Annotated in this window: 21 protein-coding genes and 1 tRNA gene; 16 read left to right on the top strand and 6 right to left on the bottom strand. The window is 70.4% G+C overall.

Features of this window, described 5'->3' with window-relative positions; genetic code table 11:
• From QM634_RS07425 to QM634_RS07365, 13 genes are all read left to right on the top strand, one after another.
• Complete coding sequence (locus QM634_RS07425; RefSeq protein WP_415042130.1) at nucleotides 1-555, top strand: NuoB/complex I 20 kDa subunit family protein; 555 nt, start codon at nucleotides 1-3, stop codon at nucleotides 553-555.
• On the top strand, nucleotides 552-1,244 hold the full coding sequence (locus QM634_RS07420) for an NADH-quinone oxidoreductase subunit C (RefSeq protein WP_415042129.1): 693 nt from the start codon (nucleotides 552-554) through the stop codon (nucleotides 1,242-1,244). Before QM634_RS07425 ends, QM634_RS07420 begins: the two co-directional genes overlap by 4 nt.
• The gene (locus tag QM634_RS07415; protein ID WP_415042128.1) at nucleotides 1,241-2,542 is read left to right on the top strand and encodes an NADH-quinone oxidoreductase subunit D; all 1,302 of its coding nucleotides are present in this window, start codon (nucleotides 1,241-1,243) and stop codon (nucleotides 2,540-2,542) included. Before QM634_RS07420 ends, QM634_RS07415 begins: the two co-directional genes overlap by 4 nt.
• Nucleotides 2,539-4,611 carry an NADH-quinone oxidoreductase subunit NuoF gene (nuoF, locus tag QM634_RS07410; RefSeq protein WP_415042127.1) on the top strand — a complete coding sequence of 691 codons (2,073 nt, stop codon included), beginning with the start codon at nucleotides 2,539-2,541 and terminating at the stop codon, nucleotides 4,609-4,611. The genes QM634_RS07415 and nuoF overlap by 4 nt, the downstream gene beginning before the upstream one ends.
• On the top strand, nucleotides 4,608-6,980 hold the full coding sequence (locus QM634_RS07405; protein WP_415042126.1) for an NADH-quinone oxidoreductase subunit G: 2,373 nt from the start codon (nucleotides 4,608-4,610) through the stop codon (nucleotides 6,978-6,980). The genes nuoF and QM634_RS07405 overlap by 4 nt, the downstream gene beginning before the upstream one ends.
• Entirely contained in the window at nucleotides 6,977-8,227 is a 1,251-nt protein-coding gene (gene nuoH / locus QM634_RS07400) for an NADH-quinone oxidoreductase subunit NuoH (RefSeq protein ID WP_415042125.1), read from the top strand. The genes QM634_RS07405 and nuoH overlap by 4 nt, the downstream gene beginning before the upstream one ends.
• Nucleotides 8,220-8,774 carry an NADH-quinone oxidoreductase subunit NuoI gene (gene nuoI, locus QM634_RS07395; RefSeq protein WP_415042124.1) on the top strand — a complete coding sequence of 185 codons (555 nt, stop codon included), beginning with the start codon at nucleotides 8,220-8,222 and terminating at the stop codon, nucleotides 8,772-8,774. Before nuoH ends, nuoI begins: the two co-directional genes overlap by 8 nt.
• Nucleotides 8,771-9,568: an NADH-quinone oxidoreductase subunit J gene (locus QM634_RS07390; protein ID WP_415042123.1), complete on the top strand. Its 798-nt coding sequence runs from the start codon at nucleotides 8,771-8,773 to the stop codon at nucleotides 9,566-9,568. The genes nuoI and QM634_RS07390 overlap by 4 nt, the downstream gene beginning before the upstream one ends.
• Complete coding sequence (gene nuoK / locus QM634_RS07385; RefSeq protein ID WP_415042122.1) at nucleotides 9,565-9,864, top strand: NADH-quinone oxidoreductase subunit NuoK; 300 nt, start codon at nucleotides 9,565-9,567, stop codon at nucleotides 9,862-9,864. Before QM634_RS07390 ends, nuoK begins: the two co-directional genes overlap by 4 nt.
• A 7-nt stretch (nucleotides 9,865-9,871) precedes the next feature.
• Entirely contained in the window at nucleotides 9,872-11,761 is a 1,890-nt protein-coding gene (nuoL, locus tag QM634_RS07380) for an NADH-quinone oxidoreductase subunit L (RefSeq protein WP_415042121.1), read from the top strand.
• Nucleotides 11,758-13,449 (top strand): NADH-quinone oxidoreductase subunit M, encoded by a 1,692-nt coding sequence (locus QM634_RS07375; protein WP_415042120.1) that lies wholly within the window; start codon nucleotides 11,758-11,760, stop codon nucleotides 13,447-13,449. Before nuoL ends, QM634_RS07375 begins: the two co-directional genes overlap by 4 nt.
• Nucleotides 13,446-15,095, top strand: coding sequence for an NADH-quinone oxidoreductase subunit NuoN (gene nuoN / locus QM634_RS07370; RefSeq protein ID WP_415042119.1), 1,650 nt, complete (start codon nucleotides 13,446-13,448; stop codon nucleotides 15,093-15,095). The genes QM634_RS07375 and nuoN overlap by 4 nt, the downstream gene beginning before the upstream one ends.
• Before the next feature lie 150 nt (nucleotides 15,096-15,245).
• Entirely contained in the window at nucleotides 15,246-16,262 is a 1,017-nt protein-coding gene (locus tag QM634_RS07365; RefSeq protein ID WP_415042118.1) for a zinc-dependent alcohol dehydrogenase family protein, read from the top strand.
• Between the two features lie 66 nt (nucleotides 16,263-16,328).
• On the opposite strand, the gene QM634_RS07360 is transcribed toward QM634_RS07365, so the two are convergent.
• From QM634_RS07360 to QM634_RS07345, 4 genes are all read right to left on the bottom strand, one after another.
• Nucleotides 16,329-16,416: transfer RNA gene (locus QM634_RS07360), tRNA-Ser, on the bottom strand.
• A 93-nt stretch (nucleotides 16,417-16,509) separates the two neighbouring features.
• Nucleotides 16,510-16,725 carry a hypothetical protein gene (locus QM634_RS07355; RefSeq protein ID WP_415042117.1) on the bottom strand — a complete coding sequence of 72 codons (216 nt, stop codon included), beginning with the start codon at nucleotides 16,723-16,725 and terminating at the stop codon, nucleotides 16,510-16,512.
• A 91-nt stretch (nucleotides 16,726-16,816) separates the two neighbouring features.
• Nucleotides 16,817-17,281: a nucleoside deaminase gene (locus QM634_RS07350; RefSeq protein WP_415042116.1), complete on the bottom strand. Its 465-nt coding sequence runs from the start codon at nucleotides 17,279-17,281 to the stop codon at nucleotides 16,817-16,819.
• A 3-nt stretch (nucleotides 17,282-17,284) separates the two neighbouring features.
• Complete coding sequence (locus QM634_RS07345; protein ID WP_415042115.1) at nucleotides 17,285-17,797, bottom strand: tRNA adenosine deaminase-associated protein; 513 nt, start codon at nucleotides 17,795-17,797, stop codon at nucleotides 17,285-17,287.
• A gap of 66 nt (nucleotides 17,798-17,863) precedes the next feature.
• Here QM634_RS07345 and QM634_RS07340 point away from each other — a divergent pair, with 66 nt between their 5' ends.
• Complete coding sequence (locus QM634_RS07340) at nucleotides 17,864-18,817, top strand: prephenate dehydrogenase (protein ID WP_415042114.1); 954 nt, start codon at nucleotides 17,864-17,866, stop codon at nucleotides 18,815-18,817.
• Nucleotides 18,818-18,902: 85 nt separating this feature from the next.
• On the opposite strand, the gene aqpZ is transcribed toward QM634_RS07340, so the two are convergent.
• Together aqpZ and QM634_RS07330 are read right to left on the bottom strand one after the other, a co-directional pair.
• Entirely contained in the window at nucleotides 18,903-19,649 is a 747-nt protein-coding gene (gene aqpZ / locus QM634_RS07335; RefSeq protein WP_415042113.1) for an aquaporin Z, read from the bottom strand.
• Between the two features lie 77 nt (nucleotides 19,650-19,726).
• Complete coding sequence (locus QM634_RS07330; RefSeq protein ID WP_415042112.1) at nucleotides 19,727-20,170, bottom strand: ester cyclase; 444 nt, start codon at nucleotides 20,168-20,170, stop codon at nucleotides 19,727-19,729.
• Nucleotides 20,171-20,248: 78 nt separating this feature from the next.
• Between QM634_RS07330 and QM634_RS07325 the strand changes: the two genes are divergently transcribed.
• Nucleotides 20,249-20,884 carry a TetR/AcrR family transcriptional regulator gene (locus tag QM634_RS07325; protein ID WP_415042111.1) on the top strand — a complete coding sequence of 212 codons (636 nt, stop codon included), beginning with the start codon at nucleotides 20,249-20,251 and terminating at the stop codon, nucleotides 20,882-20,884.
• Between the two features lie 176 nt (nucleotides 20,885-21,060).
• Entirely contained in the window at nucleotides 21,061-21,363 is a 303-nt protein-coding gene (locus QM634_RS07320; RefSeq protein WP_415042110.1) for an urease subunit gamma, read from the top strand.
• Nucleotides 21,364-21,371 lie beyond the last annotated feature (8 nt).

Here is a 21,371-nt window from a genome sequence, read left to right as displayed (position 1 = left end):
ATGGGCATCGAGGAACAGGTCCCCAGCGGCTTCCTGCTGAGCACGGTCGAGGGACTGGCCGGATACATGCGCAAGGGGTCGCTCTGGCCCGCGACCTTCGGCCTGGCGTGCTGCGCCATCGAGATGATGGCCACGACGTCGGGCCGCTACGACCTCGCGCGCTTCGGCATGGAGGCGTTCCGCGCCTCCCCGCGACAGGCCGACCTGATGATCGTCGCCGGCCGGGTGAGCCAGAAGATGGCGCCGGTGCTGCGGCAGATCTACGACCAGATGGCCGAGCCCAAGTGGGTGCTCGCGATGGGCGTCTGCGCATCGTCGGGCGGGATGTTCAACAACTACGCGATCGTCCAGGGCGTCGACCACATCGTCCCGGTCGACATCTACCTGCCCGGCTGCCCGCCGCGCCCGGAGATGCTCCTCAACGCGATCCTCAAACTCCACGAGAAGATCCAGGAGATGCCGCTGGGCGCCAACCGGGCCGAGGCGATCGCCGCCGCCGAGCAGGCCGCGCTGGCCGCCACACCCACCATCGAGCTCAAGGGGTTGCTGCGATGAGCGACCTCGCGCGCCGGCCCGGGGCGGCGCCGGAGACCATCGCCACGCGCACCGGACTGTTCGGCAACGAGGGCAGCGGCGACACCTCCGGCTACGGCCGGCTCACCCGGGCCGTCGAACTCGGCGGCACCACGACCCCGCCGTTCGGCGGCTACTTCGACGACCTCCTGGACAACCTGCGGACGGCGCTGGCCTCCCACGACGTGGCCCCCGATGCGGCGATCGAGAAGGCCCACGTCCACGTCGGCGAGCTCACCGTCTTCATCGCCCGCGACTACCTGCCGATCGTCGCCGCCGTCCTGCGCGACGAGCCGGCGCTGCGCTTCGAACTGTGCCGCGGCGTCTCGGGCGTGCACTACCCCGACGACACCGGCCGCGAGCTGCACGCCGTCTACCCGCTGCAGTCGATCACGCACAACCGCGTCGTGCGCCTGGAGGTGTGCGCCCCCGACGCCGACCCGCACATCCCCAGCATCTGCCGCGTCTACCCGACCAACGACTGGCACGAGCGCGAGACCTACGACTTCTTCGGGATCGTCTTCGACGGGCACCACGCGCTGACCCGCATCGAGATGCCCGACGACTGGGAGGGCCACCCGCAGCGCAAGGACTATCCGCTCGGCGGTGTGCCGGTCGAGTACAAGGGCACGACCGTCCAGCCCCCCGACCGTCGGAGGTCCTACAAGTGAGCACCATCGGGGTCACCGGGCGCGACTGGGACGAGGTCGTCGCCGCCGTCCGCGAGCGGGCCGCCGCCGAGCCCGGCGAGGAGCGGATCGTCGTCAACATGGGTCCGCAGCACCCGTCGACGCACGGCGTCCTGCGGCTGATCCTGGAGATCGACGGCGAGACGGTCACCGAGGCCCGGTGCGGCATCGGCTATCTGCACACCGGCATCGAAAAGAACCTCGAGTTCCGCACCTGGACGCAGGGCGTCACCTTCGTGACCCGGATGGACTATCTCGCGCCCTTCCACAACGAGGTGGCCTACTGCCTGGGCGTCGAGAGACTCCTCGGCATCACCGACGAGATCCCGCGGCGGGCCACCGTGATCCGCGTGCTGCTGATGGAGCTCAACCGGATCTCCTCGCACCTGGTCGCGCTCGCCACCGGCGGCCTCGAGCTCGGCGCGATGTCGCCGATGTTCCTCGGCTTCGGCGCCCGCGAAACCATCCTGGACGTCTTCGAGTCGATCACCGGGCTGCGCATGAACCACGCCTTCATCCGGCCCGGCGGCGTAGCGCAGGATCTGCCCGAGGGCACACTCGAGAAGATCACCGAGACGCTCGACGTCCTGCCCGAGCAGATCGGCGAGGTCGAGACGCTGCTCACCGAGAACTACATCTGGAAGGCCCGCACCCAGGGCGTCGGCTACCTCGACCTCGCCGGCTGCATGGCCCTCGGCGTCACCGGGCCCTGCCTGCGCGCGACCGGCCTGCCGCACGACCTGCGCCGCTCGGCCCCCTACTGCGGCTACGAGGACTACGACTTCGACGTCCCCGTCGTCGACACCTGCGACTCCTACGGGCGGTACCTGGTCCGCGTCGCCGAGATGCACGAGTCGCTGAAGATCGCGCGGCAGTGCGTCGAGCGGCTCGCCGAGCCGGGCCCGGTCATCGTCGACGACGGCAAGCTGGGCTGGCCCGCCGACCTCGAGCTCGGCCCCGACGGGCTGGGCAACTCCCCCGAGCACATCGCCAAGATCATGGGCCAGTCGATGGAATCGCTGATCCACCACTTCAAGCTGGTCACCGAGGGCTTCCGGGTCCCGCCCGGCCAGTGCTACACGGCCATCGAATCGCCCCGCGGCGAACTCGGCGTGCACATGGTCTCCGACGGCGGCACCCGCCCGTACCGGGTGCACTTCCGCGACCCGTCGTTCACGAACCTGCAGGCGGTGGCCGCAATGTGTGAGGGCGGGATGGTCGCCGACGTCATCACCGCGGTCGCCAGCATCGACCCGGTCATGGGAGGGGTGGACCGATGACCACCGAACTGGACCCGACCCGGGCCGCGTCGGAGCCGCAGCCCATCGCCCTCGGCATGCCCAGCCACGACGGCGAGCCGCACCCGCAGATCACCTTCGACGGGCCGGACGAGTACTCGGAGAAGGCCACCGCCTCGCTGGCCGTCGACGCCGACGCCATCGTCGCCCGCTACCCGCAGTCGCGGTCGGCCCTGTTGCCGCTGCTGCACCTGGTGCAGTCCCGCGACGGCTACCTCACCAAGGCCGGAATCGCGTTCTGCGCCGACCGGCTCGGTCTCACCCGCGCCCAGGTCGCCGCCGTCGCGACCTTCTACTCGATGTACCGCCAGCGGCCCACCGGCGAATACCTCGTCGGCGTCTGCACCAACGCCACCTGCGCGGTGATGGGCGGCGACGACATCCTCGCGACGCTGTCCGAGCACCTCGGCGTGCAGCCCGGCGAGACGACCTCGGACGGGCGCATCACCCTCGAGCACGTCGAGTGCAACGCGGCCTGCGACTACGCCCCCGTCGTCATGGTCAACTGGGAGTACTTCGACGACCAGTCCCCGACCTCGGCCGTCGAACTCGTCGACGACCTGCGTGCCGGCGTCGACCTCGCGCCCAGTCGCGGCGTGCCGACTCTCTGCTCCTTCCGCAAGGTGTCCCGCCTGCTGGCCGGCGCGGACACCCCCGAGCCGCCCCACCCCGACGACCGCACGCCGTTCAGCCTCGGCGAGCGGATCGTCGAACCGCCGAAGCCGCCCGTGCTGAGCAGCAACTGGGGGCAGCCGCAGTCGTGGACGCTGGAGAGCTACCGCTACGCCAACGGGTACCACGGCCTGCGCGAGGCGCTGACCCTGTCGCCGGACGAGGTCATCGAGATCGTCAAGGCCTCCGGGCTGCGCGGCCGCGGCGGTGCCGGCTTCCCGGTCGGCACCAAATGGTCGTTCATCCCGCAGCGCTCGAATGAGCCCGCTCGCTCCGCTCCCGGCGCTCAGGGCGACGACAAACCCCACTACCTGGTGGTCAACGCCGACGAGTCCGAGCCCGGCACCTGCAAGGACATGCCGCTCATGCTGGCCTCGCCGCACACGTTGATCGAGGGCATGATCATCGCCAGCTACGCGATCCGCAGCAACCACGCGTTCATCTACGTCCGCGGCGAGGTCGCCTCGGTCATCGCCCGGCTGCGCGACGCCGTCGCCGAGGCCTACGACGCGGGCCTGCTCGGCCCGAACATCCTCGGCTCGGATTTCGACCTCGACATCGTCGTGCACGCCGGCGCCGGCGCCTACATCTGCGGCGAGGAGACGGCGCTGCTCGATTCGCTCGAGGGCCGCCGCGGCCAGCCCCGCCTGCGCCCTCCCTTCCCCGCGGTCGCCGGCCTCTACGCCAGCCCGACCGTCGTCAACAACGTCGAGTCGATCTCCAGCGTCCCGGCCATCCTGCGCAACAGCGCCGACTGGTTCCGACAGATGGGCACCGAGAAGTCCCCCGGCTTCACGCTGTACTCGCTGTCCGGGCACGTGGCCAACCCCGGGCAGTACGAGGCCCCGCTGGGCATCACCCTGCGCGAGTTGCTCGACCTCGCCGGCGGCATGCGCCCGGGCCACGAGTTGAAGTTCTGGACCCCCGGTGGGTCGTCGACGCCGCTGTTCACCGCCGATCACCTGGACGTGCCGCTGGACTACGAGGGCGTCGCCGAGGCCGGATCGATGCTCGGCACCAAGGCGCTGCAGCTGTTCGACGAGACGACCTGCGTGCTGCGCACGGTGCTGCGCTGGAGCGAGTTCTACAAGCACGAGTCCTGCGGCAAGTGCACGCCCTGCCGCGAGGGCACCTACTGGCTCGTCGAGATGATGCAGCGACTCGAGGACGGGCAGGGCCGCCCCGGCGACCTGGACAAGCTCCTCGACATCACCGACAGCATCGTCGGCAAGGCCTTCTGCGCACTCGGCGACGCGGCCGGTGCGCCGATCACCTCGTCGCTGCGGCTGTTCCGCGACGAGTACCTCGAACACGCCCGCCTGGGTCGGTGCCCCTACGACCCGGCCGACTCGGTGACCTACCGGGGAGGTGCGCGATGACGACGGTCGAGACGAACCTGGTGACCCTCACCATCGACGGGCAGTCGATCACGGTGCCCAAGGGCACCCTGGTGATCCGCGCCGCCGAGATGCTCGGCATCGAGATCCCCCGCTTCTGCGACCACCCGCTGTTGGACCCGGTCGGCGCCTGCCGGCAGTGCCTCGTCGACGTCGAGGGGCAGCGCAAGCCGATGGCCTCGTGCACCACGACCGTCGCCGACGAGATGATCGTGCGCACCCAGGCCACCTCCGACGACGCGGCGCGCGCCCAACACGGGGTGATGGAGCTGCTGCTCATCAACCACCCCCTCGACTGCCCCACCTGCGACAAGGGCGGCGAATGCCCCCTGCAGAACCAGGCGATGGGCGCGGCCAGCCCCGACACCCGGTTCGACGGCGAGAAGCGGCGGTACACCAAGCCGGTGAAGCTCTCGGCCGAGGTGATCCTCAACCGCGAGCGCTGCATTCTGTGCGCGCGCTGCACCCGGTTCGCCGACGAGATCGCCGGGGACCCGCTCATCGACCTCGCCGACCGCGGCGCGCTGCAGCAGGTGAACGCCTATGAGGACGACCCCTTCGACTCCTACTTCTCGGGCAACACCGTGCAGATCTGCCCGGTCGGGGCGCTGACCAACACGACCTACCGCTTCCGCGCCCGGCCGTTCGACCTGGCGTCGACGCCGAGTGTCTGCGAGCACTGCGCCGGCGGCTGCGCCCAGCGCACCGATGAGCGCCGCGGCAAGGTGCTGCGCCGCCTCGCCGGCGACGATCCCGCCGTCAACGAGGAGTGGAACTGCGACAAGGGCCGCTGGGCGTTCGCCTACGCGCAGCAGGCCGACCGGCTGACCGTGCCGCTGGTCCGCGGCGACGACGGCCAGCTGCACCCGTCCTCCTGGCCGAACGCGCTGGCGGTCGCCGCCGCCGGACTCGCCGACACCCGTGCGGGCGTGCTCGTCGGGGGCCGCGCGACGGTGGAGGACGCCTACGCGTACAGCAAGTTCGCCCGGACGGTGCTGGGCACCAACGACGTCGACTTCCGCGCCCGCGCCTGCAGCGAGGAGGAAACCGACTTCCTCGCCCACCAGATCGCCGCCGCCGGAATGCCGGTGACCTACACCGACCTGGACACGGCGCCCGTGGTGCTGCTCGCCGGCCTCGAGCCGGAGGAGGAGTCGCCGATGATCTTCCTGCGGCTGCGCAAGGCGGTGCGCGCCGGGCGGACCAAGGTGTTCTCGATCGCGCCGTGGTCCACGCGCGGGCTGACCAAGATGTCCGGCACGCGGATCGACTGCCTGCCCGGCGGCGAGGCGACCGCCCTCGCGGACTCGTACACCCAGCAGCTGCTGTCCACCCCCGGGGCGGTGCTGCTGCTCGGCGAGCGGCTCGCGCTGAGCCCGGGAGCCCTGACGCTCGCGGCCACCGTCGGCGAGCACACCGGGGCCGCCCTCGCCTGGGTTCCGCGCCGCGCCGGGGAGCGCGGGGCCGCCGACGTCGGCGCACTGCCCAACCTGCTGCCCGGCGGTCGCCCGGTCGCCGACGCACAGGCCCGCGCCGAGATCGCGGCGGTCTGGGGGACCGACGACCTGCCCGACCACCTGGGCCGCACCGCACCGGCGATCCTCGACGCCCTCGCCGGACAGCGGCTCGACACGCTGCTCGTCGGCGGGGTCGAACTCGACGACCTGCCCGACGTGGAGACCGCGCGGGCCGCACTGTCGGCGGCACGCTTCGTCGTCAGCCTCGAACAGCGGCCGTCGGCGGTCACCGAGTACGCCGACGTGGTGCTGCCGGTGGCCGCGGTCGCGGAGAAGTCGGGCACCTTCGTCGACTGGGAGGGCCGCCCCCGCGCCTTCGGTCCGTCGGTCGACGGCCGCGGCGCGATGTCCGATCACCGGGTCCTCGGCGCCCTCGCGAAGGAGGCCGGCATGCCGTTGGCCTGCGACACCGCCGAGGACGTGCACGCCGAGCTGCAGCGCATGGGCGCGTGGACCGGCAAGCGGGCCGACCTGCCCGCCGCACCGAGTCCGGAACCGGTCGCCCCCAACACCGGGCACGCGCTGCTGGCCAGTTGGCGACTGCTCCTGGACGCCGGGCGCATGCAGGACGGCGAGCCCAACCTCGCCGCGACCGCCCACGCGCCGGTCGCCCGACTGTCGGCGGCCACCGCCGCGCAGACCGGCGCGACCGATGGGAAGAGGCTGACCGTCACCGGCAAGACCGGGTCGGTCACCCTGCCGCTGGTCGTCACCGACATGCCCGACGGGGTCGTGTGGCTGCCGATGAACTCGCCCGGCTGCCGAATCTACCCGGACCTGGGGGCCCGCCCGGGCGACGTCGTCGCACTCTCGAGCGAGGAGGCGCGCGGATGACCTTCCCTAACCTGGACTCCTTCGGCCACGACCCGTGGTGGCTGGTCGTCGCCAAAGCGGTGGTGGTCTTCGTCTTCCTGGTGCTGACCGTCCTGGTCGCGATCCTCGCCGAGCGCAAGGTCATGGCCCGGATGCAGCGCCGCCTCGGGCCCAACCGCGTCGGCTGGCACGGGGCGCTGCAGAGTCTCGCCGACGGCGTGAAACTGGCGCTCAAGGAGGGCCTCACCCCGGTCGGCGTGGACAAGCCGATCTACCTGCTCGCGCCGATCATCGCGGTCATCCCGGCGGTCACCGCCTTCGCGGTCATCCCGTTCGGGCCGATGGTGTCGGTCTTCGGCCATCACACTCCGCTCCAGCTGACCGACCTGCCGGTCGCCGTGCTGTTCATCCTGGCCATCACCTCCATCGGCGTGTACGGCATCGTGCTGGCCGGCTGGTCGTCGGGCAGCACCTACCCGCTGCTGGGCGGACTGCGCTCGACCGCGCAGGTCATCTCCTACGAGATCGCGATGGGCCTGTGTTTCGCCGCGGTCTTCCTGCTGTCCTCGACCATGTCGACGTCGGAGATCATCAGCAGCCAGCACCGGCACTGGTTCATCCTGCTGCTCCTTCCGTCGTTCGTCATCTACGCCATCTCGATGGTCGGCGAGACGAACCGCGCGCCCTTCGACCTGCCCGAAGCCGAGGGCGAACTCGTCGGCGGCTTCCACACCGAGTACTCGTCCCTGAAGTTCGCGATGTTCATGCTCGCCGAGTACATCAACATGACGACGGTGTCCGCCCTGGCGACGACGCTGTTCCTCGGCGGATGGATGGCCCCGTGGCCGCTGAGCCTGCTCCCCGGCGCGAACTCGGGCTGGCTTCCGGTGGTGTGGTTCGTCGCCAAGGTGTGGGTGTTCATGTTCGTGTTCATCTGGCTGCGCACGACGCTGCCGCGGCTGCGCTACGACCAGTTCATGAACCTGGGCTGGAAGGTGCTGATCCCGACCTCGCTGGCGTGGGTGGTCGTCGTGGCGCTGATCCGGGCGGCGACGATGCACTCCGCCGACGGCACGCGCGCGCTGATCCTCGCCGGTGCCGGCGTCCTGGTCGCCGTCGCCCTGCTCGCCGGGATCGTCCGCGCGATGCGCGCCCCCGCCGAGGCACTCGCGCCACCACCCGCTGCGCCGGGCGTCGACGCCGGATTCCCGACGCCGCCGCTGCCCGCGGCCCGATCCGCCCGAGTCCCGGAGGTGAGCAATGTCTGATTTCGGCAAACCGATCGCCGGCTTCGGCGAGATGTTCCGGGGGATGTTCCGCGAACCGGTCACCCAGCAGTACCCGGAGGAACCGGCCAAGGTCGCACCGCGCTACCACGGCCGCCACCAGCTGAACCGGTACGACGACGGGCTGGAGAAGTGCATCGGCTGCGAACTGTGCGCGTGGGCCTGCCCGGCGGACGCGATCTTCGTCGAGGGCGCCCAGAACAGCGACGAAGAGCGCTACTCCCCCGCCGAGCGGTACGGCCGGGTGTACCAGATCAACTACCTGCGCTGCATCGGCTGCGGGTTGTGCATCGAGGCCTGCCCGACGCGGGCCTTGACGATGACGAACGAGTTCGAGCTCGCCGACGACAACCGCGCCGACCTCATCTACGAGAAGGACCGGCTGCTGGCCCCACCCCCGTCGGGCGCGGAGCCGACGCCGCAGCACAAGCCCGCGCGGGCCGTCGACTATTACCTCGGTCGGGCGGGACGGGCCGGCGAGGGAGAGGCGACCGCAGACCCGGAGGAATCCGCGGAGTCGCCGCGATGACGGCGGCGCTGGGTGCGACGAGCGTGGGCTTCGTCGCCGAACTGGCCCGCACCTCGACCGGGGAATCGGTGCAGTTCTGGGTACTCGGCGTGATCGTCGTGCTGGGCGCCCTCGGGGTGGTCGTGTCACCGAAGGCCGTGTACTCGGCACTGTTCCTCGCCATGACGATGCTGATCCTGGCGGTGTTCTACATCGCGCAGGGCGCCCTGTTCCTCGGCGTCGTGCAGATCGTCGTCTACACCGGCGCGGTCATGATGTTGTTCCTGTTCGTCATCATGCTGATCGGCGTCGACTCCTCCGACTCGTTGAAGGAGACCATCCGGGGGCAGCGGTTCGTCGCCGTCGGCCTGGGATTGGGATTCGGCGCCCTGCTGATCGCGGGCATCGGCCGGGCCGCGCTCGACGCCTTCCTCGGCTTCGGCACCGAGACCGGCGGCAACCAGGCCGTCGTCGAGCTCGCCGAACTGATCTTCGGCAAGTACCTGTGGGCCTTCGAGCTCACCGGCGCGCTGCTCATCACCGCGACGCTGGGCGCGATGGTCCTCGCGCACCGGCCCCGGATCACCGCGCGACCGACCCAGCGGGAGATGTCGATCGCCCGGTTCCGCGCCGACTCGCCGGTCCCGCCGACGCCACTGCCCCCGTCGGGAGTCTTCGCCCGGCACAACTCCGTCGACACCCCCGCGCGGTTGCCCGACGGCTCGCCGGCGCACCTGTCGGTGAACCGGACCCTGGGCGGCGGCTCGGACGACACTCCGGCCGCCGACCGACCGATCGAGAGCGAGGACTCGTGAACCCCGCCAACTACCTGTACGTCGCCGCGCTGCTGTTCACGATCGGCGCCGCCGGCGTCCTGTTGCGGCGCAACGCGATCGTCGTGTTCATGTGCGTCGAGCTGATGCTGAACGCGGCGAACCTGTCGTTCGTGACCTTCGCACGGATGCACGGCACCCTCGACGGACAGGTCATCGCGTTCTTCACCATGGTGGTCGCGGCGGCGGAGGTCGTCGTCGGGCTGGCCATCATCATGACCATCTACCGGACCAGGCGCTCGGCGTCGGTCGACGACGCGAACCTGCTGGCCCGGTGAGGCGTCGATGAGCAACACGTCCATCCAGCTCCTGCCGCTGGTGCCCGCGCTGCCGGCCGCCGGCGCCGCGGTGACGCTGCTGGTCGGTCGGCGCGGCGATCGGTGGGGACATTGGCTCGCCACCGCGGTGGTCGGCGCCTCCTTCGTGCTGTCGGTGACCCTGTGGTTGCGGATGCTGCGGCGCGACGAGGAGGACCGGTCGATCACCAACGTCCTGTACAGCTGGATCCCGGTCGACAAGCTGCGAGTGGACTTCGCGCTCTACCTCGACCAGCTCTCGGTGTGTTTCATCCTGCTGATCACCGGTGTCGGGCTCCTCATCCACGTCTATTCGATCGGGTACATGAGCCACGACCCGGATCGTCGACGGTTCTTCGCGTACCTCAACCTGTTCCTCGCGGCGATGCTGGTGCTGGTGCTGGCCGACAACTACGTCCTGATGTACGCCGGCTGGGAGGGGGTGGGCCTGGCCTCCTACCTGCTGATCGGGTTCTGGCAGTACAAGAAGTCCGCGGCGACGGCGGCGAAGAAGGCCTTCGTCGTCAACCGGGTCGGCGACATGGGCTTTGTGATCGCGCTGATGATCGTCTTCGCCAACCTCGGCTCCTTCAAGGTCACCGAGGTGCTGGCGTGGGCGCACACCGCATCGGAGTCCACGCTCACGGCGCTGGGCCTGATGTTGCTGCTGGCCGCCTGCGCCAAGTCGGCGCAGGTGCCCCTGCAATCGTGGCTGGGAGACGCGATGGAGGGTCCGACGCCGGTCTCCGCGTTGATCCACGCGGCGACGATGGTCACCGCCGGCGTCTACCTGATCGTGCGCTCGGGGGCCGTGTTCGAGGAGGCCCCGACCGCGCAGACGGTGGTGCTGGTCGTCGGGGCGGTGACGGTGCTGTTCGGCGCGATCATCGGCTGCGCCAAGGACGACATCAAGAAGGCGCTGGCCGCGTCGACGATGAGCCAGATCGGCTACATGGTCCTGGCCGCCGGACTCGGACCCGCCGGGTACGTGTTCGCCATCGCGCACCTGCTCGCCCACGGCTTCTTCAAAGCCGGCCTGTTCCTCGGCTCCGGCGCGGTGATGCACGCGATGGGCGACGAGACCGACATGCGCCGCTACGGCGGGCTGCGCACCCGGATGCCGATCACCTTCGCCACTTTCGGCCTGGCCTACCTGGCGATCATCGGGATCCCACCGCTCGCCGGGTTCTTCACCAAAGACCACATCATCGAGGCCGCCTTCGGCGCGGGCGGGGTCCGCGGGCCGCTGCTCGGCATCGCGTGCGTGCTCGGCGCCGCACTGACCGCCTTCTACATGACCCGCGTGATGCTGCTGACCTTCTTCGGCGAGCCGCGGTGGGACGACGGCGCGCAGCCGCACGAGGCGCCGCCGTCGATGACCGGCCCGATGATCGTGCTGGCCGTCGGGTCGGTCGCGTCGGGGGCGCTGCTGATCATCGGCGGCCGGTTGACGCACTGGCTCGAGCCGGTCACCCGCGAGGCCCACCACGAGCTGCCGGTGCCCGCCTGGCTGGTCAGCCTCGGCGTGCTGGCGGTCGTGGCCGCGGGAATCGCGCTGGCCTGGTACCGGTACCGCGAAACGGTGCCGCGGACCGCACCCGCCGGCTCGCCGCTGACCCGCGCGGCGCGGGCCGACCTCTACGGCGACCGCATCAACGAGACGGTGCTGATGGTGCCCGGCCAATACCTCGCCAAGGGGCTGCGCGTCGTCGAGGACCGCGGATTCGCCGGTGCCGAGCAGGGTCTGGCGCTCGGCGTCGGCGGAGGGTCGCAGCTGTTGCGGCGGGCGCAGAACGGATACGTGCGGTCGTATGCGCTGACGATCCTGTCCGGCGCGGTCATCGTCGTCGCGGTCGTGGTGGGGGTGGCGCTGACATGAACTCGATTCCGTGGCTGAGCATCCTCTGGCTACTGCCCGCGCTCGGCGCGATCGGCGTCGCGCTGATCCGCACCGGTGAGCACCGTCGACACTGGCCGGTGTACGCGGGGCTGACGGTCTCGGTCCTCACGCTCGGCTGGTCGATCGCGACGGCCGCCGCCCACCATCGCGGACCGCGGTTCGACCTGACCGAGTCGCACCGGTGGATCCCGGCGATCGGTGCGCGCTACGACCTGGGCCTGGACGGCATCGGCCTGGTGCTCGTCCTGCTGACCACCGCGCTGGTGCCGCTGCTGCTCCTCGCGTCCCGGCACGTGGGACGCGACGCGTCGGAGACCGACCCGAGCATCTACGTAGCGTTGACGCTGGCCGTGGAGGCGATGGTGCTGCTCAGCTTCGTCGCCACCGACATCCTGCTGTTCTACCTCGTCTTCGAGGCGATGCTCATCCCGATGTACTTCCTCGTCGGCGGCTGGGGCGAGCTGGACCGGGCGGTGCGGGCGCGGGCCGCGCTGAAGTTCCTGCTGTACAACCTCTTCGGCGGTCTGGTGATGCTCGCCGGCGTCATCGGGCTGTGGGTGTTGACCTCGCGCGCCGGGCTCGGCGACGACGGCGGCGGCACCTTCGGGCTGGCCGAGATCACCAAGGCGATCGCCGACGGCAAGGTCGACGTCGGGGGCGGCGCCGGGATTGCGATCTGCGGCGCCTTCCTCTTTGCCTTCGCGGTGAAGGCGCCGGTCTGGCCGGTGCACGCCTGGCTGCCCGACGCGGCCGTCGCCGGCACCCCGTCCACGGGCGTGCTGATGATGGCCGTGATGGACAAGGTCGGCACCTTCGCGATGCTGCGCTTCGTCGTCGGCCTGTTCGGCGAGACCTCGAAGGTCTTCGCCCCGTGGATGTGCGGGCTCGCGGTCGTCAGCATCGTCTACGGGCTGATCCTGGCGATCGCGCAGACCGACGTCATGCGGTTGATCGCCTACACGTCCATCTCCCACTTCGGCTTCATCGTACTCGGCGTCTTCGCACTGAACCCGCAGTCGCAGGCCGGGGCGACGCTGTACATGGTCAACCACGGTATCTCGACGGCCGCGCTGTTCCTGGTGGCCGGCTTCCTCGTGCACCGACGGGGCAGCCGGGAGATCGCCGACTTCGGCGGGGTGCAGAAGGTCGCGCCGGTGCTGTCCGCGGTGTTCCTGGTCGCCGGCCTGGCGACGATCTCACTGCCCGGTCTCGCGCCGTTCGTCTCCGAGTTCCTGGTGATGGTCGGCAGCTTCACCCGGTATCCGGCGGCCGCGATCGTGGCGACCGTCGCGCTCGTCGGGTCGGCGATCTACGTCCTGTGGACCTACCAGCGGATGTTCGGCGGCCCCCCGGTCGACGGTGTGACGGGCATGGCGGATCTGGGCGGTCGGGAACGGTCGGTGCTGCTGCCCCTCGTCGCCGCGCTGCTCGTGCTCGGGTTCTGGCCGGCACCGGCGCTCGACGCGGTCACGCCGTCGGTCGACCACACACTCAAGGCGGTCTCGGCTCCCACGCCCGCACCACCGCCCGCACCCGCCCCGGCACCGCCGGTCGCACCGCCGCAACCGCCCGCGCCGCCCCCTGCGCCGATCGGACCGATGGGCCCGCCGGAGTACACCGCGCCCGGACCGGTCATTCCCGAACCGCAGGAGGGGGAGCAAGGATGAGCACCGTCTCCCAGGCGGCGGCCATGGTCGCGCCCAGCATCGACTACCGCGCCCTGTCCCCGATGCTCGCCGTCTTCGGCGCGGCCGTCCTGGCCGTCCTCGTCGACGCCTTCGCACCGAAGCGCTGGCGGGCCGGCGCCCAACTCGGGGTCGCGCTGCTCGGGCTCCTCGGCGGTCTCGGCTGCATCATCGCGCTCGGGCTGGCCCACGGCGACCAGCGCTCGACGATGAGCGGCGCGGTCGTCGTCGACAGTCCCGCACTCTTCGCCCAGGGGGTGATCGTCGCCGTCGGCATCCTGACCGTCCTGGTCTGCAGCGAGCGCCGGCTCGACAACGTCTGGGCACCGGTGGCCCTCGCCTCGTCGGTGCCCGTCGCCGGCGGGCGGGCCGACGACGACCTCGTGGCCGACCCGTTCACCCCGGCCGCGTCGACGGTGCCGGGATCGGAGGGCGAGCTGGCCGCCGGTCGGGCCGGTTCGCGCACGACCGAGGTCTATCCGCTGGCGCTGTTCGCCACCGGCGGCATGATGCTGTTCGGCGCCGCCGGCGATCTACTCACGATGTTCATCGCCCTGGAGGTCTTCTCGCTGCCGCTCTACATCCTGTGCGGCGTGGCCCGTCGGCGACGGTTGCTGTCCCAGGAGGCGGCACTCAAGTACTTCCTGCTCGGTGCATTCTCGTCGGCCTTCTTCCTGTTCGGCGCGTCATTCGTCTACGGCGCGACCGGCACCCTGTCGCTGGCCGAGGCGGGCAAGTCCATCGCCGGCGCGGCCGATTCGACGCTGGCGTTTATCGGACTGGGGCTGCTGGCGGTGGGGCTGCTGTTCAAGGTCGGCGCGGTGCCGTTCGGCTCCTGGGTGCCCGACGTCTACCAGGGGGCGCCGACGCCGATCACCGCCTTCATGGCGTCGGCCACCAAGGTGGCGGCCTTCGTCGCGCTGGCCCGCGTGTTCTACGTGACGTTCCCGTCGTTGGTGCACGAGTGGCGCCCGGCGCTGTGGGTGGTCGCGATCGCGACGATGGTGATCGCGACGGTGATGGCGGTCAGCCAGGACGACATCAAGCGCATGTTCGCCTACTCGTCGATGGTGCACGCCGGGTTCATCCTGCTCGGCGTCATCGCGCTGAGCGAGGCCGGGTTGGCGGCCGTCCTGTTCTACCTCGCGACCTACGCCTTCTCCGCCTTCGGCGGCTTCGCGCTGCTGTCGGTGGTGCGCGACGGCGCCGGGCGCGAGGCCACCGACTTCGACTCGTGGGCCGGCATCGGCCGCAGCCGACCGCTCGTCGGCGCCCTGTTCGCACTGTTCCTCCTGGCGTTCGCGGGCATCCCGATCACCACCGGGTTCATCGCGAAGTTCGTCGTGTTCGCCGCCGCCGGGAAGTCCGGCGCCTGGGCGCTGGTCATCGTCGGCGTGTTGGCCAGTGCGGTCGCCGCCTACTTCTACCTGCGGGTCATCGTCGCGATGTTCTTCACCGAGCCCGCCGACGACGCCGACGAGGTGCAGGTCCGCCAGCCGAGCCTGGCCACGACCCTCCCGATCGCCCTCTGCGCGCTGGTCACGATCGGCTTCGGCATCGCCCCCGAACCCCTGCTGCACCTGGCGCAGCTCTCCTCGACCTTCCTGGGAGCCTCCTTCCCGCAGTAGCCCCCCCTTCCCCCTCCGCCGAGTGGGCGCTGATTTTCCGCCGAGTGGGCGGTCAATCCCGCCGAGTGGGCGCTGATTTTCCGCCGAGTGGGCGGTCATTCGCGCCGAGTGGGCGCTCGGGCCATGCGTCGACGGGCATATCGTGGAGTCATGCGCGGAACAATGATCCACGGCCCCGAAGACGTCCGATCCGAAACGATCCCGGACCCGGCCATCATCGAACCCACCGACGCCATCATCGAGACGTCGGCGACGTGTGTCTGCGGCTCGGACCTCTGGTACTACCGCGGCATCAACACCTTCGAGCAGCCGTGGGCCATCGGCCACGAATACGTCGGGGTCGTGCGCGAGGTGGGATCGGAGGTCACGACCGTCAAGCCCGGCCAATTCGTGATCGGCTCCTTCTTCGCGTCGGACAACACCTGCCCGCACTGCCTGGCCGGCTACCAGTCCGGGTGCGCGCAAGCGGTGCCCGTGACGGGCTGCCAGTCCGAGGCCATCCGCATCCCGTTGGCCGACGGCACCCTGGTCCCGACCCCCGACACCCCCTCGGCCGAGATGCTCCCCGACCTCCTCACGCTGTCCGACGTGATGGGCACCGGCTGGTATGCGGCCCGCGCGGCCGGCGTGCGGCCCGGGCACACGACCGTGGTCGTCGGCGACGGCGCGGTCGGACTGTCGGCGGTACTGGCCGCCAAGGAGCTGGGTGCCGAGCGGATCATCGCGATGTCGCGCCACCCGCAGCGACAGGCGGTGGCACAGGAGTTCGGCGCCACCGACATCGTCACCGAACGCGGCGACGAGGCCGTCGAGCGCGTCAAGGAGCTGACCGGCGGCATCGGCGCGGACAGCATCGCCGAGTGCGTCGGCACCGACGAGGCGATGAGCACCGCGCTCGGCGCGGCCCGACAGGGCGGCGGCGTCGGATTCGTCGGCGTCCCACACGGCGTGAAGCTCTCGGCCGGGAAACTCTTCGCCAACCACGTCCGATTGCAGGGCGGCGGCGCGCCGGTCCGCGACTACCTGCCCGACCTGATCAGCCGCGTCTACTCCGGTGACTTCCACCCCGGTCGCGTCTTCGACCTCAAGGTGCCGCTGGCCGACGTCGCCGACGCGTATCGGGCGATGGACGACCGCACGGCCATCAAGGCGTTCCTGACGCCGTAGCCCGTCGACCCGGAAACGGCAGAACCCCCGGCTGCGAGCGGCGAGCCGGGGGTTCTGTTCTTCCTGCGGTGGCGGGGGGATTCGAACCCCCGGTACGGGGTTACCGCACACAGCATTTCGAGTGCTGCACCTTCGGCCGCTCGGACACGCCACCGCCGAAAACAGTACCGCAGGCGCCCGCCGACACTAAATCAGCAGGTCACCTGCGGTACAGATGTGCAGCCTCGACGGCCGCAGGGGAAACGACTTACTTGTCGCCGCCGGTCAGCTTGTCCTTGAGCTCGCCGAACTTCTCCTTGGCGCCCTCGACGACCTCGTTGACCTTCTCGTTGTTGGCCAGGTCGCCGAGCTTCTCCTTGGCGTTGTCCACGACCTCGCTGACCTTCTCGTTGTTGGCCAGGTCGCTGACCTTCTCCTTGGCAGCGTTGACGGCCTCGGTGACCTTGTCGCTCGCATCAGACATGGGGTGCTCCTTCAAGTCGCGGAATGTTCTGACCCGCTAAATGTGCCACGTCCCCTGGGCCGCGTCCACGTTTCACAGTGGATACCCAGGTTCAACGATCGCGGTGATCGGAAAAGAACTCCGTCAGCAGCGCGGCGCACTCGTCGACCAGCACCCCGCCGCGGACCTCCGGCCGGTGCGACAGGCGCGGATCGCGCAGCACGTCCCACAGCGATCCGACCGCCCCGGTCTTCGGCTCCCACGCACCGAACACGACCTTGTCGATGCGCGCGAGCCCGATGGCGCCGGCGCACATCGTGCACGGTTCGACGGTGACCGCCAGCGTGCAACCGCCCAGGCGCCACCCGTCGCCGAACCGCTGCGCGGCCGCCCGCAGGGCGAGCACCTCGGCGTGGGCGCACGGGTCGCCGTCGGCCTCGCGCCGGTTGCCCGCGCGGGCGAGTTCGAATCCCTCGGGGTCGATGACGACCGCGCCGATCGGCACGTCGTCGGGACCGGATTCGGCGGCGGCCTCGATGGCCAGGCGGACCAGCCGCTCGTCGTCGCGGGCCGCCATCGCCTAGTGGCCCAGCGAGTCGAGGACCTTGCCCAGCTCGTCGGCGAAGCCCATGCGCGCGGCGATCATGCCGATCTGCTCGTCGGCGTACAAGTCGGTGTCGCCGACGATCACGCTCATCACCGCGTCGGGCAGCCCCAGGTCCGACAGCACGGCGAGGTCGCCCTCCTCCCACGGCTCGACGTCGTCGAGCTCGTCGGGGTCGTAGTCCGGGATGTCGACGTCGAGGGCGTCGAGCACGTCGGCCGCGACGTCGTAGTCGAGTGCGGCGGTGGCGTCGGAGACGAGCAGTCGGGAGCCGCCGGGAGCCGGCCGCACGACGATGAAGAACTCGTCGTCGACGTCGAGCAGGCCGAAGGCCGCCCCGGCCGCGCGCAGGTCGCGCAGTTGCCGCTCGGCGTCGTCGAGGTTGGTCAGCGCCGACGCGTCGAGCGGGGTGACCTTCCAGGCGGTCTCCTCGCGCACGACCGCCACTGCGAAGCCCTCGGGTTCGGAATCACTCGCGCTCGCGGCCATGCTGGTCACCGTAGTCGCACCGGCAGCCTTACCCAAGTCGTCTTCACAATGTGACACGCTGGAGCGGTGACGGATTCATCGCGCCCGCCGGTCTGCGTTTTGGGGCTGGGCCTCATCGGCGGTTCGGTGCTGCGCGCGGTGGTCCGCGAGGGGCGAACGGCCTTCGGCTACAACCGATCTGAGGATGGCGCGGCGGCCGCGCGCGCGGACGGGTTCGACGCCGACACCGACCTGGAGGCGGTGCTGCGGCGCGCCGCCGACGAGGGTGCGCTGATCGTCGTGAGCACGCCGGCGACCACGCTCGACGACCTGCTGCCGACGGTCGCTCGGCTGGCCCCCGACTGCCTCCTCACCGACGTCGTCAGCGTGAAGGAACCCGTCGCGCAGGCCGTCCAGCGGTGCCACCCGGGCGCCCGCTACGTCGGCGGGCACCCGATGGCCGGGACGAGCCAATCCGGTTGGGCGGCCACCGACCCCGACCTGTTCGTCGACGCGATGTGGATGGTGACCACACAGGACGACACCGATCCGGCGGCCTGGCTCACCGTCGCGACCCTGGCGCGCGACTGCGGCGCCCAGGTCGTGCCCGCGGCCAACGACGCCCACGACCGGGCCGTCGCCGCGATCTCCCACCTGCCGCACCTCACCGCCGCCGCGACCGCCGCCGTCGGGGCCGGCGAGAGCGGACTGGCGCTGCGCCTGGCGGCCGGCAGCTTCCGCGACGGGACGCGCGTCGCCGGCACCGCGCCCGCGTTGCAGCGGGCGATGCTCGAGGCGAACCGCATCGCGCTGCTGAACGCGCTGTCGGAGACGATCGACCGGCTGGTCGCGGCCCGCGACGAGCTGCGCGACGCCGGAACGGTCGCCACCCTCGTCGACGACGGGCACCGCGCCCGGCTGGCCTACGAGGAGATGGCGTCGACGCCCGCCCCCGCCATCGCCGACGTCGAGCCGGGCGACGACGGCTGGGCCGCACAGATGCGCCGCCAGGCCCACCTCGGCCACACCTGGCAGCGCTGACCCCGCACAAACCCCGCACAACGGGACAGACCCGACACCTTCTCGGTGTCGGGTCTGTCCTGAACCGCTGGGTTTACGATCGGGCCTAGACCTCGACCTTCAGCTTCTCGTCGGTGAACAGCAGCACGTAGGCCGCCGCACCGATCGCCGCGCCCACGAGCGGGGCGAGCCAGAAGACCCACAGCTGATCCGCCGCACCGGCCTGGTTGAAGAACGCGACGCCGGTCGAGCGCGCCGGGTTCACCGAGGTGTTGGAGATCGGGATCGAGATGAGGTGGATCAGGGTCAGCGTGAAGCCGATGGCGATGCCGGCGAAGCCCTTGGGGGCCCGCTTGTCGGTGGCACCGAGGATCACGATGAGGAAGAACGCGGTCAGCAGGATCTCGGCGATGAGCACCGAGGCCAGCGAGTAGCCGTCGGGCGAGTGCGCGCCGTAACCGTTGGCGGCCATGTCCCCGACCCGTTCGAATCCGGGACGGCCCTTGGCGATGCCCCACAGCGCGGTGCCGGCCAGCAGACCACCGATGACCTGGGCGACCCAATAGGGCAGCAGATCCTTGGCGGGCATGCGCCCGGCGACGACGGCGCCCAGCGAGACAGCCGGGTTGAAGTGGCCGCCGGAGATGTGGCCGACGGCGTAGACCATGGTCAGCACGGTGAGGCCGAAGGCCAGCGCGACGCCGATGTAGCCGATACCGATGTTCAGCTTGACGCCGTCGTCGGTGTTGGCGATCTCCTTGGCCGCGAAGATGGCGGAACCACAGCCGCCGAACACGAGCCAGAAGGTGCCGAACAGTTCGGCGAGCCCGCGGCGGGTGAGGGATTCAGACACGAGATTTCCTCTCTGAAAATGAAGTTTTGCCAGGCCACACTAACCCGGGCATTCCGGGCGGCGCCGGGTTTCGCGCGCTACTCGCCGGTGGCGGTGTCGAGTCCCGTCGGGTCGGGCGCGGGGATCACCCCCATCTGGATCATCGCCCCCACCTCGTCGCGCACTCCCCAGTGCTCGGCGAGACGGGTGCCCTCGGTGCGGTAGATGTGGATCGTCGGCATGAGGTAGTCGTGGCCCACGGCCTCGGGGCCGTGGATCTGCGCGACGCCGGAGCCGTGGGCCACCGCGCGCAGGACGATGCGGTCGTCGATCGTGATGGTGTCGACGATTTCGTAGCGCAGGGCCAGGACGCCCGACACCCAGGTGAGGATGCGGACGTAACCGTCGGGCCCGGGCGGGATGGGGAACGGCGATCCATGGTCGACGAAGTCGTCGGTCACGCAGTCCGGGATGGCGGAGAGGTCGCCGGAGTTGATGGCCTCGAAGACCGCGTGTGCTGCGGGTAGTGCGGGGTTGGGCATGGGATGCTCCCTTCACCAGATCCAGTGGAATCTAATTCCACTGGAATATGATTCCAGGTAAATGTGGAGGCGTGGGCAATGGCCAAGCGCGGTTACGACAACTCCCGGCGCACGGAGTCGGCGCGACAGACACGAGCGCGGATCGTCGCCGCCGCCTACGACCTGCTCCTCGACGGCAGCTACGGCGAGATGACGGTCGCCGGGCTCGCCCGCGCCGCCGGCGTCAGCCCGCAGACGGTCTACAACTCGATCGGCGGCAAGGCCGAGGTGGTCAAGGCCGTCTACGACGTCACCCTCGCCGGTGACGACGACCCGACGCCGATGAGCCAGCGGCCACAGTTCCTCGCGATGCGCGAGAGCGCCGACGCCGCGGGCTTCCTGCGCGCCTACGCCGGGTGGACGCGCGTGATCTACGAGCACGTCGGCCCGCTGCTGGGCGTGCTGCTGCACGGCGGCGCCGGCGACGACACGACCTTGCGCGACTTCCTCGCGACGATCGAAGCCGAGCGGCGGACCGGCAGCGGCCACGCACTCGACGGCCTGGCGGCGTCGCACGGAATCCCCACTCCCCCCGGTCGCGACCGCCTGCACGACATCGTGTGGACGCTGACCGCCCCCGAGGTGGCCGACCGACTGGTCCGGCGCTGCGGGTGGTCCCCCGACGAATACGAGCGCTGGCTCGGCGACCAGCTGGTCGCCGCCATCGCACGCTGAGCGCCGCACGGTGAGCCGGCCGCGACCGGGATGCGTGCCGCGCCATGTGTCCCGATGGACATATATCCGCTGTTCAGAGGGATTTGCCCCGACGGTTGGCGAAGGTTGTTAGGTTGCAGTCAGTGGGGTGACCTGGGTCACCCCGTGTCGCGGCAGACGTGAATCAAGGAGTGGCAATGCATCTGACACCTCGCGAACTGGACAAGCTGACGATCCTCACCCTGGCCGACATCGCCCAGCGCCGGAAGGACAAGGGCCTCAAGCTCAACCACCCCGAATCGGTGGCCATCATCACCGCGGCGGCCCTCGAGGGTGCCCGCGAGGGCAAGACCGTCGAGCAGGTGATGGAGGACGCGTCCAAGGCGCTCACCACCGACGACGTCATGGACGGCGTCGCGGACATGATCTCCAAGGTCCAGGTCGAAGCCGTGTTCACCGACGGCACCCGCCTGGTCACCGTCCACAACCCCATTCGCTGACCGAGGAG

The organism is Gordonia sp. (in: high G+C Gram-positive bacteria) (assembly GCF_047606305.1).
Classification (GTDB): Bacteria; Actinomycetota; Actinomycetes; order Mycobacteriales; family Mycobacteriaceae; genus Gordonia.
Note: the sequence above shows the minus strand (reverse complement) of the source record. Positions and strands in the feature narration are given on the sequence as shown.

Excerpts from the sequence above, each read along its gene's own strand:
- nuoH (WP_415042125.1), top strand. The coding sequence starts at position 6,977 with ATGACCTTCCCTAACCTGGACTCCTTCGGCCACGACCCGTGGTGGCTG.
- nuoL (WP_415042121.1), top strand. The coding sequence starts at position 9,872 with ATGAGCAACACGTCCATCCAGCTCCTGCCGCTGGTGCCCGCGCTGCCG.
- QM634_RS07345 (WP_415042115.1), bottom strand. The coding sequence starts at position 17,797 with ATGGCCGCGAGCGCGAGTGATTCCGAACCCGAGGGCTTCGCAGTGGCG.
- QM634_RS07375 (WP_415042120.1), top strand. The coding sequence starts at position 11,758 with ATGAACTCGATTCCGTGGCTGAGCATCCTCTGGCTACTGCCCGCGCTC.
- QM634_RS07365 (WP_415042118.1), top strand. The coding sequence starts at position 15,246 with ATGCGCGGAACAATGATCCACGGCCCCGAAGACGTCCGATCCGAAACG.
- nuoN (WP_415042119.1), top strand. The coding sequence starts at position 13,446 with ATGAGCACCGTCTCCCAGGCGGCGGCCATGGTCGCGCCCAGCATCGAC.
- QM634_RS07390 (WP_415042123.1), top strand. The coding sequence starts at position 8,771 with ATGACGGCGGCGCTGGGTGCGACGAGCGTGGGCTTCGTCGCCGAACTG.
- QM634_RS07355 (WP_415042117.1), bottom strand. The coding sequence starts at position 16,725 with ATGTCTGATGCGAGCGACAAGGTCACCGAGGCCGTCAACGCTGCCAAG.
- QM634_RS07425 (WP_415042130.1), top strand. The coding sequence starts at position 1 with ATGGGCATCGAGGAACAGGTCCCCAGCGGCTTCCTGCTGAGCACGGTC.
- QM634_RS07350 (WP_415042116.1), bottom strand. The coding sequence starts at position 17,281 with ATGGCGGCCCGCGACGACGAGCGGCTGGTCCGCCTGGCCATCGAGGCC.
- QM634_RS07325 (WP_415042111.1), top strand. The coding sequence starts at position 20,249 with ATGGCCAAGCGCGGTTACGACAACTCCCGGCGCACGGAGTCGGCGCGA.
- QM634_RS07405 (WP_415042126.1), top strand. The coding sequence starts at position 4,608 with ATGACGACGGTCGAGACGAACCTGGTGACCCTCACCATCGACGGGCAG.
- nuoF (WP_415042127.1), top strand. The coding sequence starts at position 2,539 with ATGACCACCGAACTGGACCCGACCCGGGCCGCGTCGGAGCCGCAGCCC.
- nuoI (WP_415042124.1), top strand. The coding sequence starts at position 8,220 with ATGTCTGATTTCGGCAAACCGATCGCCGGCTTCGGCGAGATGTTCCGG.
- QM634_RS07420 (WP_415042129.1), top strand. The coding sequence starts at position 552 with ATGAGCGACCTCGCGCGCCGGCCCGGGGCGGCGCCGGAGACCATCGCC.
- QM634_RS07320 (WP_415042110.1), top strand. The coding sequence starts at position 21,061 with ATGCATCTGACACCTCGCGAACTGGACAAGCTGACGATCCTCACCCTG.
- QM634_RS07330 (WP_415042112.1), bottom strand. The coding sequence starts at position 20,170 with ATGCCCAACCCCGCACTACCCGCAGCACACGCGGTCTTCGAGGCCATC.